12 protein-coding genes are annotated in these 13,424 nt (G+C 60.2%); 8 read left to right on the top strand and 4 right to left on the bottom strand.

Going from position 1 to position 13,424, the window contains the following annotated elements:
• The first annotated feature begins 104 nt into the window (after positions 1 to 104).
• The gene (locus ACK9YZ_RS17265) at positions 105 to 1,295 is read left to right on the top strand and encodes an MFS transporter (RefSeq protein ID WP_416064637.1); all 1,191 of its coding nucleotides are present in this window, start codon (positions 105 to 107) and stop codon (positions 1,293 to 1,295) included.
• A 25-nt stretch (positions 1,296 to 1,320) separates the two neighbouring features.
• Positions 1,321 to 2,151, top strand: coding sequence for an aldo/keto reductase (locus tag ACK9YZ_RS17260; protein ID WP_416064636.1), 831 nt, complete (start codon positions 1,321 to 1,323; stop codon positions 2,149 to 2,151).
• Between the two features lie 62 nt (positions 2,152 to 2,213).
• Here the strand turns inward: ACK9YZ_RS17260 and ACK9YZ_RS17255 are convergent, their stop codons facing one another.
• The 3 genes from ACK9YZ_RS17255 to ACK9YZ_RS17245 form a co-directional block, all read right to left on the bottom strand.
• On the bottom strand, positions 2,214 to 3,203 hold the full coding sequence (locus ACK9YZ_RS17255; RefSeq protein WP_416064635.1) for an NAD-dependent epimerase/dehydratase family protein: 990 nt from the start codon (positions 3,201 to 3,203) through the stop codon (positions 2,214 to 2,216).
• Between the two features lie 94 nt (positions 3,204 to 3,297).
• Positions 3,298 to 3,843: a helix-turn-helix domain-containing protein gene (locus tag ACK9YZ_RS17250; protein WP_216755827.1), complete on the bottom strand. Its 546-nt coding sequence runs from the start codon at positions 3,841 to 3,843 to the stop codon at positions 3,298 to 3,300.
• A gap of 51 nt (positions 3,844 to 3,894) precedes the next feature.
• Positions 3,895 to 4,227, bottom strand: coding sequence for an ArsR/SmtB family transcription factor (locus ACK9YZ_RS17245; protein ID WP_416064634.1), 333 nt, complete (start codon positions 4,225 to 4,227; stop codon positions 3,895 to 3,897).
• Positions 4,228 to 4,283: 56 nt separating this feature from the next.
• Here ACK9YZ_RS17245 and ACK9YZ_RS17240 point away from each other — a divergent pair, with 56 nt between their 5' ends.
• The 6 genes from ACK9YZ_RS17240 to ACK9YZ_RS17215 all read left to right on the top strand — a co-directional run bounded on the left by ACK9YZ_RS17240 (position 4,284) and on the right by ACK9YZ_RS17215 (position 12,815).
• A complete protein-coding gene (locus ACK9YZ_RS17240) occupies positions 4,284 to 4,766 on the top strand; it encodes an SRPBCC domain-containing protein (protein WP_216755825.1) in 483 nt (160 codons plus the stop codon).
• 10 nt (positions 4,767 to 4,776) lie between these two features.
• A complete protein-coding gene (locus ACK9YZ_RS17235; RefSeq protein ID WP_183735190.1) occupies positions 4,777 to 5,130 on the top strand; it encodes a hypothetical protein in 354 nt (117 codons plus the stop codon).
• A 252-nt stretch (positions 5,131 to 5,382) separates the two neighbouring features.
• Positions 5,383 to 6,408 carry a phosphogluconate dehydrogenase (NAD(+)-dependent, decarboxylating) gene (gene gnd, locus ACK9YZ_RS17230; protein WP_216755823.1) on the top strand — a complete coding sequence of 342 codons (1,026 nt, stop codon included), beginning with the start codon at positions 5,383 to 5,385 and terminating at the stop codon, positions 6,406 to 6,408.
• A gap of 146 nt (positions 6,409 to 6,554) precedes the next feature.
• A complete protein-coding gene (locus tag ACK9YZ_RS17225; protein ID WP_416064633.1) occupies positions 6,555 to 8,627 on the top strand; it encodes a mechanosensitive ion channel family protein in 2,073 nt (690 codons plus the stop codon).
• 202 nt (positions 8,628 to 8,829) lie between these two features.
• Complete coding sequence (mprF, locus tag ACK9YZ_RS17220) at positions 8,830 to 11,436, top strand: bifunctional lysylphosphatidylglycerol flippase/synthetase MprF (protein WP_416064632.1); 2,607 nt, start codon at positions 8,830 to 8,832, stop codon at positions 11,434 to 11,436.
• Positions 11,433 to 12,815: a virulence factor family protein gene (locus tag ACK9YZ_RS17215; RefSeq protein WP_416064631.1), complete on the top strand. Its 1,383-nt coding sequence runs from the start codon at positions 11,433 to 11,435 to the stop codon at positions 12,813 to 12,815. The genes mprF and ACK9YZ_RS17215 overlap by 4 nt, the downstream gene beginning before the upstream one ends.
• Here ACK9YZ_RS17215 and ACK9YZ_RS17210 read toward each other — a convergent pair.
• Positions 12,812 to 13,375, bottom strand: coding sequence for a DinB family protein (locus ACK9YZ_RS17210; protein WP_416064630.1), 564 nt, complete (start codon positions 13,373 to 13,375; stop codon positions 12,812 to 12,814). The two genes, ACK9YZ_RS17215 and ACK9YZ_RS17210, sit on opposite strands and share 4 nt — an antisense overlap.
• Positions 13,376 to 13,424: the final 49 nt, after the last annotated feature.

The raw sequence follows: 13,424 nt of genomic DNA, 5'->3' as shown, positions 1-13,424 counted from the left end.
AATTCAATTCACAACTGTTGAGCCATTATAGGCAATTATCGAGCAAGTGCGCCACGCCCATATTCCGGTCCGAACAAGAACCACATATTCATCGGGTCACTCTCATGCCACTTGCACTCTTTGCATTGACGATCGCGGCCTATGCGATTGGTACGACGGAATTCGTCATCGTCGGCCTGTTGCCGACGGTTGCCAATGATCTCCACATCACCCTGCCGCTCGCCGGCCTCATCGTCAGCGTCTATGCGCTGGGCGTCACCTTCGGCGCACCCATCCTGACGGCGCTGACCGGGCGGATCGAGCGCAAGCCGCTCCTGCTTGGGCTGATGGCGCTCTTCATTATCGGCCACATCATTGCCGCGCTCAGCCCCGGTTATGAGGTGTTGCTGGTTGCCCGCGTCGTCTCGGCTTTTGCGCATGGCGTATTCTTCTCGGTCGGCTCGACGATCGCTGCCGATCTGGTGCCGGAAAACCGCCGGGCATCAGCCATCGCCATGATGTTCATGGGCTTGACGGTCGCCATCGTGACCGGCGTTCCGCTCGGCACTTTTATCGGCCAGACCTTCGGCTGGCGTACCACCTTTGCTGTCGTCGCCGGTCTCGGTATCGTTGCCTTTGCCGGCATCGCCTTGCTGCTGCCATCGAACCTCAAGAAGGCTCCGCCAGCCAGCATCGGTGAGCAGATCCGCGTGCTTGCCACCGGTCGCTTGCTGCTCGTCTATGCAATGACCGCGCTCGGCTATGGCGGCACCTTCGTTGCCTTCACCTTTCTCGCGCCGATCCTCGAGCAGATCACCGGCTTTGCCTCCTCGGCCGTTGCCGTGATCCTGATGCTCTATGGTGTGGCGATTGCCATCGGCAATGTCGTCGGCGGACGCATCTCCAACCGCGATCCCGTCAAGGCGCTGACCTTCCTGTTCATCGCCCAAGCGCTCGTGCTGGTGCTCTTCGGCTTCACCGCGATTTCACCCTTGCTGACGATCCCGACGCTCGCGATCCTCGGCTTCCTGTCCTTCGCCAACGTGCCGGGCCTGCAGCTCTATGTCGTGCAGCTCGCACGTGAGCTTCGGCCGAATGCAGTCGATGTCGCCTCGGCGCTCAACATTGCCGCCTTCAATCTCGGCATCGCCTTCGGCGCCTGGATCGGTGGGCTGGTCGTCGAATCCCGCTTCGGGCTGGGTGCCACGCCCTTTGTCGCCGCAGCGCTTGTCGCTGTTGCCCTTGGTCTCACCATCAGGAGCGGGGCGCTCGACCGCCGCTCCACGCCTGCCACGGCCGTTGCCAGCGCCGCCTGATCTCTACGCGTTGAAAGGAAACAGCATGAAAATCGTCAGCGCCAATGGCGCCTCCATCCCCACCCTCGGCTTCGGCACGTTCCGCGTGCCGGGTCCTGATGCAGAACGCATGGTCTCGCATGTGCTTGCCGCTGGTTATCGCCACATCGATACTGCGCAGATCTATGGCAACGAGGCTGAGGTTGGAGACGGTATCCGCCGTTCCGGTGTCACCCGTGGTGATCTCTTCCTGACCACCAAGGTCTGGGTCGAGAACTACAAGCACGATGCCTTCGTTGCCTCGGTGGACGAGAGCCTGAAGAAGCTCAAGACCGACTATGTCGACCTGCTGCTTCTCCATTGGCCGAACGAAGCCGTGCCGCTTGCCGAGCAGATCGGTGCGCTGAACGAAGTCGCAAAAGCAGGCAAGGTGTGCCACATCGGTGTCTCGAACTTCAACACCGACCTGATGCGAGAGGCCGTCAAGCTCAGCGGCCTGCCTATCGTCACGAACCAGGTCGAATATCATCCCTATATCGACCAGACGCCGATCCTCCGCGCTGCGAGCCAGCTTGATATGTCGGTCACCGCCTACTATGCGATGGCCGACGGCAAGGTGCTGAAGGATCCAGTGTTACAGGAGATTGCGGCCAAGCACGGCAAGTCGATCGCCCAGATCGTGCTGCGCTGGATCGTGCAGCAGGATGTCATTGCGCTGTCCAAGACTGTCTCGGAAGAGCGGGCGAAGGAAAATGCGGCGATCTTCGATTTCGCGCTGACGGCCGATGAGATGGCGGCGATCCACGCGCTGGCGCGGGCCGATGGCCGTATTGTCAGTCCGCATGGATTGGCGCCGGTCTGGGACAAGGCCGCTTAAGGAAACGGGCGCTTCGGCGCCCATCTCGATTTCGGGCATGGCGCCGGTTTTGCCGTACCGGATCAGCGGCGCTGAAGCGGGTAAGGACCATCCTCGAAGGTCCGGTCGTGATAGCCCTTTGACCCGACGATGAGCGCGAGCGGGCTCCTCCATTCCTTGCCGTCACGCAGGCAATTGAGCACGTGGGCAAAGTCGTATTTTGGGTTCCAGCCGAGCTTTCGTCGGGCGAGCGTGTTGACATAGACACGATCGAACTGCTGGAACATGCTCCAGCCCCGCGCGGCATACAGTGCGGTCATGCCAGGGAACAGGCGTTCCACCGTCGCGGCCGCGTCACGGCGCAGGTCGGCGAGATCAGCCTTCGTAAAGGGCGCAGTCGCAGAAATGATATAGCGGCCGAAACCGATGGACTGCGCCTTGTCGAGTGCCAGCAGATGGGCGTCGACCACGTCCTCGATATCGATGCGGCGATGGAGCAACTCGTTGGCCTGGGCGTTTTCGGCGGAGTAGCGATTGCGGATATCGGGATCGTCGTCATCTTCGGGGAAGAAGCGCGAGGTTCTGAGGATGATGAGCGGCAGAGACATGGTGCGCGCGAAGAGTTCGCAGATGCCTTCGGCTGATATCTTCGTGACACCGTAGATATTGCGGGCGACGGGCAGCACATCCTCGGTGATCCAAGCGGCCGGTTCGCCTGCGGCTGGGCGCAGGGCCGCTCCGAAAGCGCTGGTGGTGCTGGTGAAGACGAAGCTCTTCACACCGGCGGAAAGTGCCTGTTCGAGAAGGTTCAGCGTGCCCGAGACATTGGTGTCGATGAAATCCTGATTGCTGTGCGTTCCGATATGCGGTTTGTGCAGCGTTGCGGCATGGACAACGGCGGTGACACCTGTCAGCGCAGGGCGGATAAAATCGGCATCGGTGATCGAGCCGGTCATATCGGTAAAAGGCGAGGGCTTGATATCGATGCCGCGCGCCTGACGGCCTTGATCTCTCAATGTCCGCATCAGTGCTTCGCCGAGATGGCCAGCGCTTCCCGTCACCAGTATCGTCATTCCATGTCTCCAGTCAGATGACGACGGACGCTACAAAGGCCGCTTCGGCGGAACAACGCATAATTTATGCATCAGGATGCAGGAATTCTGCAGCTCAGCCGACCGTCGTGACCAGCCGTGCCGCACTGCCGTCAGCGAGAAAGATGCGCTCCCACAGCACATGCCCTGCGGCGATGGGCAGGTGCGGATTGCCGTTTGGGCCTGTTTTTAGCATCAGCGAGTTCATTTCGCCCTCATGCCAGCCGAGGCCCGCGAGTTCTCCCTCCGACTTGATGATTTGCTCCGAAGCATAGGAAAACAGCGGCCTGCCCAGGAAATCGGAGAGCGGCAGGCCCCATTCGCCCTGCCGTGCATTGGAAGCGGCCAAAAGCCGGTGGGTGCGGTCGCAGATAAGGTGAACCTTGCTTCGGGAATCTTCGACCAGCCGTCTCAGTGCGGCATCTGCTGAGGATGACGGGGAAGCGAAGACGTTTTCCAGCCGCCTTGCCTGAATGGCTGTGACCGGCAAGATGCCGCGCTCCCAGCGGGAGACGGTCGCCTGGTTGACAGCGAGCAATTCGGCCAGATGCTCCTGCTTCATGTTGCGCAGCCGGCGCATGCGGCGGATTGTCGATCCTGATATCGGCCCTGATATCGGCATGGCTCTTTTCCTTGCCCGTTATCGTAAAGTAGCGGCCCGTATCGCCGCAAGCTAGTGCGGCGGACCCTCGACGTCCCTCTTCAGCCGGTCGAGAATAGAGAGCGCATGCCCGGCATAGGCGCTGATCCAACGGTCGTGGATCTGCTTGATCGGCAGGCTGTTCAGATGGTTCCAGCGTTCCCGGCCTTCCTTCCTGGCAATCACGAGATCGGCTTCTTCAAGCACTTTCAGATGCTGCATGACGGTGCAGCGGTCCATCTCGGGGAAGGCCTCGCAGAGCGCGCCTGTCGTGCGCGGCTCTTCCTTCAGAAGATCAAGAATGTCGCGGCGGCGGCGATGTGCCAGCGCCTTGAAAATGGGGTCGTCATCCGATTCGCTTGACATGTTATAGTTTTATAACATAATTACATCGGATACAACGGAGAAGAGGAGGAAGTCGCATGTCCCTCAATATTCGCGTTTCGGGCCGCATCGGCCGCCCGGTGGCTGATGTCTTCGATGCAGTCGTCAATCCGAAGAAGCTGTCGAGCTATTTCACCACGGTGGGCGGTGCTAGCGCGCCGCTGGCGCAGGGCACGACAGTAACCTGGTGGAAGGATGTGCCGGTCGAGGTGGTCGAGCTGGTGCCCGACAGCAAGATCGTGCTGCGCTGGGACGGGGCCACGGACGAAGAGAAAAAGCCGTACAAAACCCTCGTAGAGATGAATTTCAAACCGCTGGATGACGGTGGCACCATGGTGACCATTGCCGAAGACGGCTGGCGCGAGGATGAGCTGGGGCGGCGCGGAACCTATCAGAATCTCGAAGGCTGGACGCAGATGTTCTGCTGCATGAAGGCCTTCGTCGAATACGGCATCAATCTGCGAGAGGGCATGTTCCTCAGCGAGATGCGCGGCGAACAGGCAAGAGCGCCGGAAGGCTGAGGGGGAAGCCATGTCCGATCTTATCTATGGCGGCATTGACGTCGCGATGAAGGTTCCGCCTCATCGGTATGAGGCAACCGTCGCTTTCTACCGCGACGTGGTGCAGTTGAAGGAAATCGAAGGGGACGATGTCTCCTTTGAATTGGGGCCGATCCGGCTCTGGATCGACAAGGTGCCGACCATGAGCCAGGCCGAGCTCTGGCTGGAATTCATGACGCCGGATTTCGACCGCGCTGCGGAGCATCTGGAGAAAGCCGGCGTTCCGCGCTGCGATCCCATCGAGCCGCTGCCCTCCAGCCTCCGCGGTGGCTGGATCCTTAATCCGGCTGGCATCGTGCATCTGGTAAGGGAGAGCCGCGGCTGACTGCAATCCAGAGAGCCATCGCGATGGTGCCGATGCCGCACCGAGCAGGCAGAAGATCATATAGCCGCCGACGAGGCGGCTATATACGTGTTGGACGCTTGGAATTACGCGCCAATGACGGCAGATTGTTAAGTGCGAAAGATAGAGCCGTACAATAGAGGTATTCGCCTTTGTGACGGAGACTTTGCTTGCCTGTCACGATGCCGGTGCTAGTTTCCGGAATCATATCGATTAAATCCCAGGAGATTTCATATGCAGCTTGGTATGGTTGGTTTGGGCCGTATGGGTAATTACATGGTCCAGCGCTTGATGCGGGGCGGCCACGAATGCGTGGTCTATGATGCCAAGCCGGAAAGTGTCACCGAGCTTGTCGGCCTCGGCGCAGAGGGCAGCGCCTCTCTTGAAGAATTCGTCTCGAAGCTCGCCCGCCCGCGCGCCGTTTGGCTGATGCTGCCGGCTGCGATCACCGACAAGGTGATTGCCGCACTTCTTCCGCTGCTGCATGACGGCGATATCCTGATCGACGGCGGCAACTCCTATTATCACGATGACATCCGCCGCGGCGCGGAACTTATCACCAAGGGCATTCACTATGTGGACGTCGGCACCAGCGGCGGCGTCTTCGGCCTCGAGCGCGGCTATTGCCTGATGATCGGCGGCGAGAAGGGTATCGTGCAGCATCTGTCGCCGATCTTCGCAACGCTGGCACCGGGCAACGGCACCGCGGAAGCCTCGCCGAACCGCACACCGGAAGCTGCGGCTCTCAGCACTGCGGAGCAGGGCTTCCTGCATTGCGGCCCGCATGGCGCCGGCCATTTCGTCAAGATGGTGCATAACGGCATCGAATACGGCCTGATGGCTGCCTATGCCGAGGGCCTTAACATCCTGAAGCACGCTAACGTCGGTGCACTGACACATGAGGCCGATGCCGAGACGGCGCCGCTCTCCCATCCGGAATTCTACCAGTACGATTTCAATCTGCCGGAAATTGCCGAAGTCTGGCGCCGCGGCAGTGTCATCACCTCCTGGCTGCTCGACCTGACGGCCGATGCGCTGCACAAGGATCCGGTCCTTACCCAATATGCCGGCCGCGTTTCGGATTCCGGCGAAGGCCGCTGGACGATCATGGCCGCCATCGATGAAAGCGTGCCGACGCCGGTGCTCAGCGCCGCACTGCACGGCCGCTTCTCCTCGCGCGACCAGGACGAGTTCGCAAACAAGGTGCTTTCAGCCATGCGCGCCGGCTTCGGCGGCCATGCCGAAAAGCCGCACAAATAAGCGAAGCATATTGATGCTTATATCAGCCGCCGGCCGGAAGGTCCGGTGGCTTTCTTTTTGCCGGTATTCAGCTAGACCATTTGTTCGGCTGGCATTTCCGCTGCAGCACTTGCATAAATGCCTGACGTACAAAACCGGAGGCGGGCATGGGGCGAATTTCTGCGATCGGCATCTGCGGCATCATGCTGTTGCTTTCTCTTTTCAGTGCCGTTTATGCGCAGACGCCGGCAGCTTCCACTGATGTTGCACCACCGCCTGCCCAAGTGCGGCAGATGATGGAGTTGATGCAGACGCCGGAGGTCAAGCAATGGATGGCGACGCAAATGGCGGCGCCGGCAGGTTCCGATGGCAATGACCAGGAAATGTCGATATTGTCCGACCGCCTTCAGCATGCCCGCCGACACATCGCCATGGTGTCCGGTGCGGCCATGACGCTGCCATCAGAAATCGCGCGGGCTTCATCGCTTCTTCTTGGCGAATTGAGAGCGGCGGGTCCACTTCGCATGGCCGTGCAGTTTCTCGCCATCCTCATCATCGGATTCATCGTCGAAATCCTGGTGCGGAGGGCCGTGCGTGAAAGGCGGGAGCGAGCAGCAGAGATGACCGGCACGCGGCTTGCCGCGCGCATCATTCCTGCCATCGTCTTCGGTCTCGCAACGGGGCTTGCATTGGTCAGCTTCAACTGGCCACCGGTCAGCCAAAATATCGCGATCGCCATTGCCATCGCTGTCGTCGTGCAGCGTTTCGCCGTTTCCATCGGCGGTGTCATCGTCGATCTCGTCACCCTGTCGCGCGGCGAGGGCGAGACCGTTGCGGTTGACCCGGCCGTCGCGCAATTCTGGTTTCGGCGCTGCACGTTATTCATCATCTATTTTGTTTTCGGCTGGGTCGTTCTCCAAGCGATGGAGCCGCTCGGCTATTCGATGGCCACGCGTTATCTGGTCGGCTATGTGCTCGGTATTGGCCTCTTTTTGATTGCCACGGAGGCGGTCTGGTCGCGGCCGGGCAATGAAACGAGGCGCAGCCATGCGGTTACCTGGCTGTTGATCCTCTATTTCCTGCTGCTCTGGGGCATCTGGGTGCTGAGCTTCGATTGGCTGCTTTGGGTCTGCATCTATGTGCTGCTGCTGCCGAGAGTGCTTGCCGTCTCGACGCTTGCGGTCAAATCACTCCACAATGCCGAAGCGGGTTTTCTCGCCAAGCGCCGGATTGCGACCGTGTTGCTCGACCGCGGCGTGCGGGCTCTGATCATCGCCTTTGCGGCGATCTGGCTCGGGCGCATGCTCGGCGTCGAAACCGCCACGATGATGACGTCGAATGAAACGATGGTTGACCGGGTGGCGCGCGGCATCATCGGCGGTATCGTCATTTTGCTTGCAGCCGATCTGCTCTGGCATCTCGTCAAGGCCTATATCGACGGCAAGCTTCTGGATTCTCCTGTCGATGGCCCAATCGGCGACGAGGAGAAAGTCAAGCGCGCCCGTCTGCAGACGCTGCTGCCGATCTTCCGCAATATCCTCGCGGTCGTCATTGTCGTGATTGCCATCCTGATGGTGCTTTCGGGCCTCGGTATCGAGATCGGACCGCTGATCGCCGGCGCCGGCGTCGTCGGCGTTGCCGTCGGCTTCGGCGCGCAGACCATCGTCAAGGATGTCATCAGCGGCATGTTCTATCTGTGGGACGATGCTTTCCGCGTTGGCGAATATATCGAAAGCGGCAGCCACAAGGGCGTGGTCGAAGCTTTCAGCCTGCGTTCCGTTAAACTCCGCCACCATCGCGGGCCGCTAACCACGGTGCCCTTCGGCGAGCTTGGGGCCGTCAAGAACCTCAATCGCGATTGGACGATCGACAAGATCAGCCTGAACGTGACCTACGACACCGATCTCGTGAAGACGAAGAAGATCATCAAGCAGATCGGCCAGCAACTGCTCGATAACCCGGAGTGGGGTCCGAATATCATCGAAACGCTGAAGATGAAGGGTGTGGAGCAGTTCGGCGAGTTCGCAATCGAACTCCGCCTTTCTATGATGACCAAACCCGGCGAGCAGTTCGTTATCCGCCGCAATGCACTGGCGATGATCCGCAATGCCTTCAAGGAGAACGGCATCGAATTCGCCGTTCCGACCGTGCAAGTTTCGGGTGAGCGCGAGATTGAGGCGAACGTTGCCGCGGCGCGTTACGCGGCTCAAGCCCGTGCCGGGAGTGAGCCGGCGGCCTGATCTTCAAATGCAAGGCGAAGCTTACGAAATTGCAATGCGATCAAGCCTGTGCACTGCGCAAATTTGCCCCAATTGAGGATGAAGGAGGCGGCAAGTGCGCGGGTATGGGTAGCCGCAACATGGTTCATAGAGCTTGCATGTTGCTTATGTTACGTCTCTCAAAAGAGATTCCCGCCAGATTGGCAATTGCAGCAGGTACGAGATGTCGGGTCACGGCAAGTTGGAAGAGAATTCAGAGACTGATGAGGGCTTTTCCTTTGGCGCAGTTTTCCGGCGCTACCGCACTCCGCTGACGGCTCTTGCCACGCTCGTCATTTTTTGCCTTGTCGGTTACGCGATCATGCAGCTGACAGATGAAGTGCGCTATGACGACGTCGTAGAGGCCCTGGCGGAAACCCGGCTGAGTTCGATCCTGCTCGCCCTGTTCTTTACCGCGCTGAGCTTTCTGGCACTCGTCTTCTACGATCTCAACGCCATCGATTATATCGGCAAGCGGCTGCCTTTTCCGCATGTCGCGCTCACGGCCTTCAGCGCCTATGCGGTCGGCAACACTGCCGGTTTCGGCGCGCTGTCGGGTGGGGCGATCCGTTACCGCGCCTATACCCGGCTCGGACTTTCGCCTGAAGATATTGGCCGCGTCATCGCCTTCGTGACGCTGTCCTTCGGCCTTGGCCTTGCTGCTGTGGCGGCGATCGCGCTTCTCATCATCGCCGATGAGATCGCGCCGCTGATCAGTGTCAGCAGCCTGTGGCTTCGTATCATCGCGGCTGTCATCCTGGCGATTCTCGGCTCTCTCATGGTGCTCGGCCGCGAGGGCCGGGTGATCGAGATCGGGTCGATCGCACTTCGCCTGCCGGATTCGCGCACCTGGTCGCGTCAGTTCCTGGTGACTGCCTTCGATATCGCAGCCTCCGCCACGGTGCTTTACGTGCTCCTGCCGCAGACGGCGATTGGCTGGCCGGTGTTCCTGGCGGTTTATGCGATTGCCGTCGGGCTTGGCGTGCTGAGCCATGTGCCGGCGGGCCTCGGCGTTTTTGAGACAGTCATCATCGCTTCGCTCGGCAGCGCGGTGAATATCGATGCCGTTCTCGGCTCGCTGGTTCTCTATCGCCTAATCTATCACGTCTTGCCGCTGCTGATTGCCATTCTCGCGGTTTCGGCGACCGAGCTACGCCGCTTCGTGGATCATCCGGCCGCGTCCAGCGTGCGGCGCATCGGCGGGCGGCTGATGCCGCAGCTTCTTTCGGCGCTGACGCTGCTCCTGGGGGTCATGCTGATCTTTTCGAGCGTGACGCCGACGCCCGATCAGAACCTCGAATTCCTCTCCAACTATCTGCCGCTGCCGATGGTGGAAGGCGCGCATTTCCTCTCCAGTCTGCTCGGTCTTGCGCTGGTCGTTGCCGCTCGCGGACTGGGCCAGCGGCTTGATGGTGCCTGGTGGGTGGCGGTGTTTTCCGCCGTCGCTGCCCTGACGCTCTCTCTGCTGAAGGCGATCGCCCTTGTCGAGGCAGCCTTCCTTGCCTTTCTGGTCTTCGGCCTGTTCGTCAGCCGCCGGCTCTTTACCCGTCATGCTTCGCTTCTCAACCAGGCGATGACGGCATCCTGGCTGATGGCGATTGCCGTGATCATCGTCGGTGCGGTTGTCATCCTGCTCTTCGTCTATCGCGACGTGGAATACAGCAACCAACTCTGGTGGCAGTTTGAATTCGCGGCGGAAGCGCCACGCGGCCTGCGTGCTGTACTCGGCATCACCATCATTTCCTCGGCGATCGCCATTTTCAGCCTGCTGAGGCCGGCGACCTTCAAGCCGAAGCCGGCGGATGAGGAGGCGGTCCGCCGTGCGGTAGAGATCGTCGAGAAACAGGACAGTGCGGACGCCAATCTCGTGCGCATGGGGGATAAGTCCATCATGTTCTCGGAAAACGGCGACGCCTTCATCATGTATGGCCGGCAGGGCCGGTCGTGGATAGCGCTGTTCGATCCAATCGGCGATCATCATGCGGTGCAGGAACTGGTCTGGCGCTTCGTGGAAGCGGCGCGCGCCGCAGGCTGCCGCGCAGTCTTCTACCAGATTTCGCCGGCGCTGCTTTCGCACTGCGCCGATGCTGGCCTGCGCGCTTTCAAGCTCGGCGAACTGGCGGTGGCCGATCTGCGCACCTTCGAGATGAAGGGCGGCAAATGGGCGAACCTGCGTCAGACCGCAAGCCGCGCGCAGCGCGACGGTTTGGAATTCGCCGTTGTCGAACCCGCCGATATCCCTGAAATCATCGGCGAGCTCTCCGCCGTTTCCAACGCCTGGCTCGAACATCACAACGCCAAGGAGAAGGGCTTCTCACTCGGCGCCTTCGATCCGGACTATGTGACGTCGCAGCCGGTCGGCGTTCTCAAGAAAGACGGCCGGATCGTCGCCTTTGCCAATATCCTCGTCACCGCGGCGAAAGAGGAGGGGACGATCGACCTCATGCGTTTCTCGCCCGACGCGCCGAAGGGGGCGATGGACTTCCTGTTCGTGCAGATCATGGAATATCTGCGCGCCCAGGGCTTTAAGCATTTCAACCTCGGCATGGCGCCCCTCTCCGGCATGTCGAAACGCGAGGTGGCGCCCGTCTGGGATCGTATCGGCGGGACAGTCTTCGAACACGGCGAGCGCTTCTACAACTTCAAGGGGCTTCGTGCCTTCAAATCCAAGTTTCATCCGCACTGGCAACCGCGCTATCTTGCGGTTTCCGGAGGAGGCAATCCGATGATCGCATTGATGGATGCGACATTTCTGATTGGGGGCGGATTGAAAGGGGTAGTGAGAAAATGATGAAAAACATATTGTTTGCTGCTGCATGCGTCAGCATTCTCGCAGCCGCGCCGGCCTATGCTGCCGATGAAACCACCCAGAGTTTCGAAACGGGCCTGATCCCTTCGCCGCACATCTTCCTGCCGCAGGGCGAAGTGAAGGGTGCCGTCTTCCTGATTTCCGATGCGGCCGGCTGGGGTGACTACGAAAAGACCGAGGCTGACCGCCTGGTTTCGCAGGGCTCCGTCGTCATCGGCGTCGACTTTCCGTCCTATATGGAAGCGCTCAATCGCTACGACGTCAGCCTCAACGACGGCTGCATCTATACGGTTTCCGATATTGAATCGCTGAGCCAGCAGGTGCAGCGCGCCGCCGGCAACAGCCCCTATCACCTGCCTATCATTGCCGGCATCGGCGAGGGCGGCGCTCTGGCTTTGGCCATTGCCGCGCAGACGCCTGATGCGACGATAGGCCAGACATTCGCCGTCGATCCGCGTGCAGGTATTCCGCTTGCCAAGGTGCTTTGCACGCCCGCAGCAAGACAGGTGGTCGGCGATCGCAGCGTCTATGGGCTTACCGACGGCACTCTTCCGGACCCTGTTATCGCTACTTTCACGCCCAAGGCGGACAAGGATGGCCGCACTCATGTCGAGAATCTGAAGAAGGTCCACGATGCGATTGAAATCCGCAAATCGTCCGATGATGCGCAGACCGTATTTGCCGACACACTTGACGACCTGGTGACGGCTTCGGGCGCCTTCGACAATCCGCTCGGCCTGCCGCTTGCCGTTCTCGACACCATGCCGAACCTCGATACGATGGCGGTGATCTATTCCGGCGACGGTGGCTGGCGCGACATCGATAAGGAAGTGGGCGGCATGCTGCAGAAGGAAGGCATTCCGGTCGTCGGCATCGACTCGTTGCGCTATTTCTGGACGGAGCGGAAGCCGCAGGAAACGGCCGACGATCTTTCGCGCATCATCGAGTTTTACCGCAAGCAGTGGAAGGTGAAACATGTCCTGCTGATCGGCTACTCTTTCGGCGCGGATATCCTGCCAGCCACCTATCAGCTACTGAAACCGGCCGACAAGACGGTGGTGGCGCAGATTTCGCTTCTGTCGATGTCGCATCAGGTCGATTACGTCATCTCCGTCATGGGGTGGCTCGGCCAGAAGACTGAAGGTGCCGGCGGCGATCCCGTCAAGGATCTCAAGGGTGCCGATCCGAAGCTCGTCCAGTGCATATATGGTAAGGACGATGATGACGATGTGGCCTGCCCCGCCGTCAAGGATCTCGGCGGCGAGGTCATCGAACTGCCGGGCGATCATCACTTCGACGAGAATTATGATCTTTTGACCAAGACGATCATCGATGGCCTGAAGGCGCGCCTCAAGGGTTAGCGCATCAGCATCGCCTCGCTCCAGCCAAGAGCGGCGATCTCGCCGCCCCGGAACCTCGCATCGTCATCGACGATGAATTCGTCGAGTTGCGGCGGAGCGACGCTGCTGCCCGAGAGCATGGCATGCACCTGCCCGCGATGGTGCGTCTGATGCTGGAAGAGGTGGCTCAACACATCCTCCATGCGCTCCCGCTGGACGCGGCCGTTTCGCTGAAGCTCCATGATGGAGACAAGCTTCTCTGGCGTCAGCACTTCGCAGATGGCAACAAGGCGCTGATCGACCTTCACTTGCTCCGCGGAGAGCGATGGCAGGTCATCGAAGGGCTCTTCGACGTCGAAGGCGCGAAGGCCGAGGGTGCCGCCTTCGAGGCCATCGACATAGAACCAGTCGACCGTGAGGATGTGGTTCAACGTCGATTTGATCGACGGAAAAAAGCTTGTGCGCGTGGCTTCGAATTCACCCGGTTTGAGGGTCGCGCAGGCGGCAAGAAGCCGGTTGTTCGCCAAGGCGTTGTTATAGGCGAGCTTCCGGAACATGCGGCAGGGATCGAAACTCGGCATCGCGTCTTCTCCTCAGAGCATTTCCTACGAAAGGCGAAAATGCTCCATC

The sequence above is a fragment of the Rhizobium sp. ZK1 genome (assembly GCF_047782645.1).
In the GTDB taxonomy this organism is placed as follows: Bacteria; Pseudomonadota; Alphaproteobacteria; order Rhizobiales; family Rhizobiaceae; genus Rhizobium.
This window is presented reverse-complemented; position numbering and strand designations above follow the sequence as displayed.

Excerpts from the sequence above, each read along its gene's own strand:
- mprF (WP_416064632.1), top strand. The coding sequence starts at position 8,830 with ATGTCGGGTCACGGCAAGTTGGAAGAGAATTCAGAGACTGATGAGGGC.
- ACK9YZ_RS17255 (WP_416064635.1), bottom strand. The coding sequence starts at position 3,203 with ATGACGATACTGGTGACGGGAAGCGCTGGCCATCTCGGCGAAGCACTG.
- ACK9YZ_RS17210 (WP_416064630.1), bottom strand. The coding sequence starts at position 13,375 with ATGCCGAGTTTCGATCCCTGCCGCATGTTCCGGAAGCTCGCCTATAAC.
- ACK9YZ_RS17245 (WP_416064634.1), bottom strand. The coding sequence starts at position 4,227 with ATGTCAAGCGAATCGGATGACGACCCCATTTTCAAGGCGCTGGCACAT.
- ACK9YZ_RS17265 (WP_416064637.1), top strand. The coding sequence starts at position 105 with ATGCCACTTGCACTCTTTGCATTGACGATCGCGGCCTATGCGATTGGT.
- ACK9YZ_RS17215 (WP_416064631.1), top strand. The coding sequence starts at position 11,433 with ATGATGAAAAACATATTGTTTGCTGCTGCATGCGTCAGCATTCTCGCA.
- gnd (WP_216755823.1), top strand. The coding sequence starts at position 5,383 with ATGCAGCTTGGTATGGTTGGTTTGGGCCGTATGGGTAATTACATGGTC.
- ACK9YZ_RS17260 (WP_416064636.1), top strand. The coding sequence starts at position 1,321 with ATGAAAATCGTCAGCGCCAATGGCGCCTCCATCCCCACCCTCGGCTTC.
- ACK9YZ_RS17250 (WP_216755827.1), bottom strand. The coding sequence starts at position 3,843 with ATGCCGATATCAGGGCCGATATCAGGATCGACAATCCGCCGCATGCGC.
- ACK9YZ_RS17235 (WP_183735190.1), top strand. The coding sequence starts at position 4,777 with ATGTCCGATCTTATCTATGGCGGCATTGACGTCGCGATGAAGGTTCCG.
- ACK9YZ_RS17240 (WP_216755825.1), top strand. The coding sequence starts at position 4,284 with ATGTCCCTCAATATTCGCGTTTCGGGCCGCATCGGCCGCCCGGTGGCT.
- ACK9YZ_RS17225 (WP_416064633.1), top strand. The coding sequence starts at position 6,555 with ATGGGGCGAATTTCTGCGATCGGCATCTGCGGCATCATGCTGTTGCTT.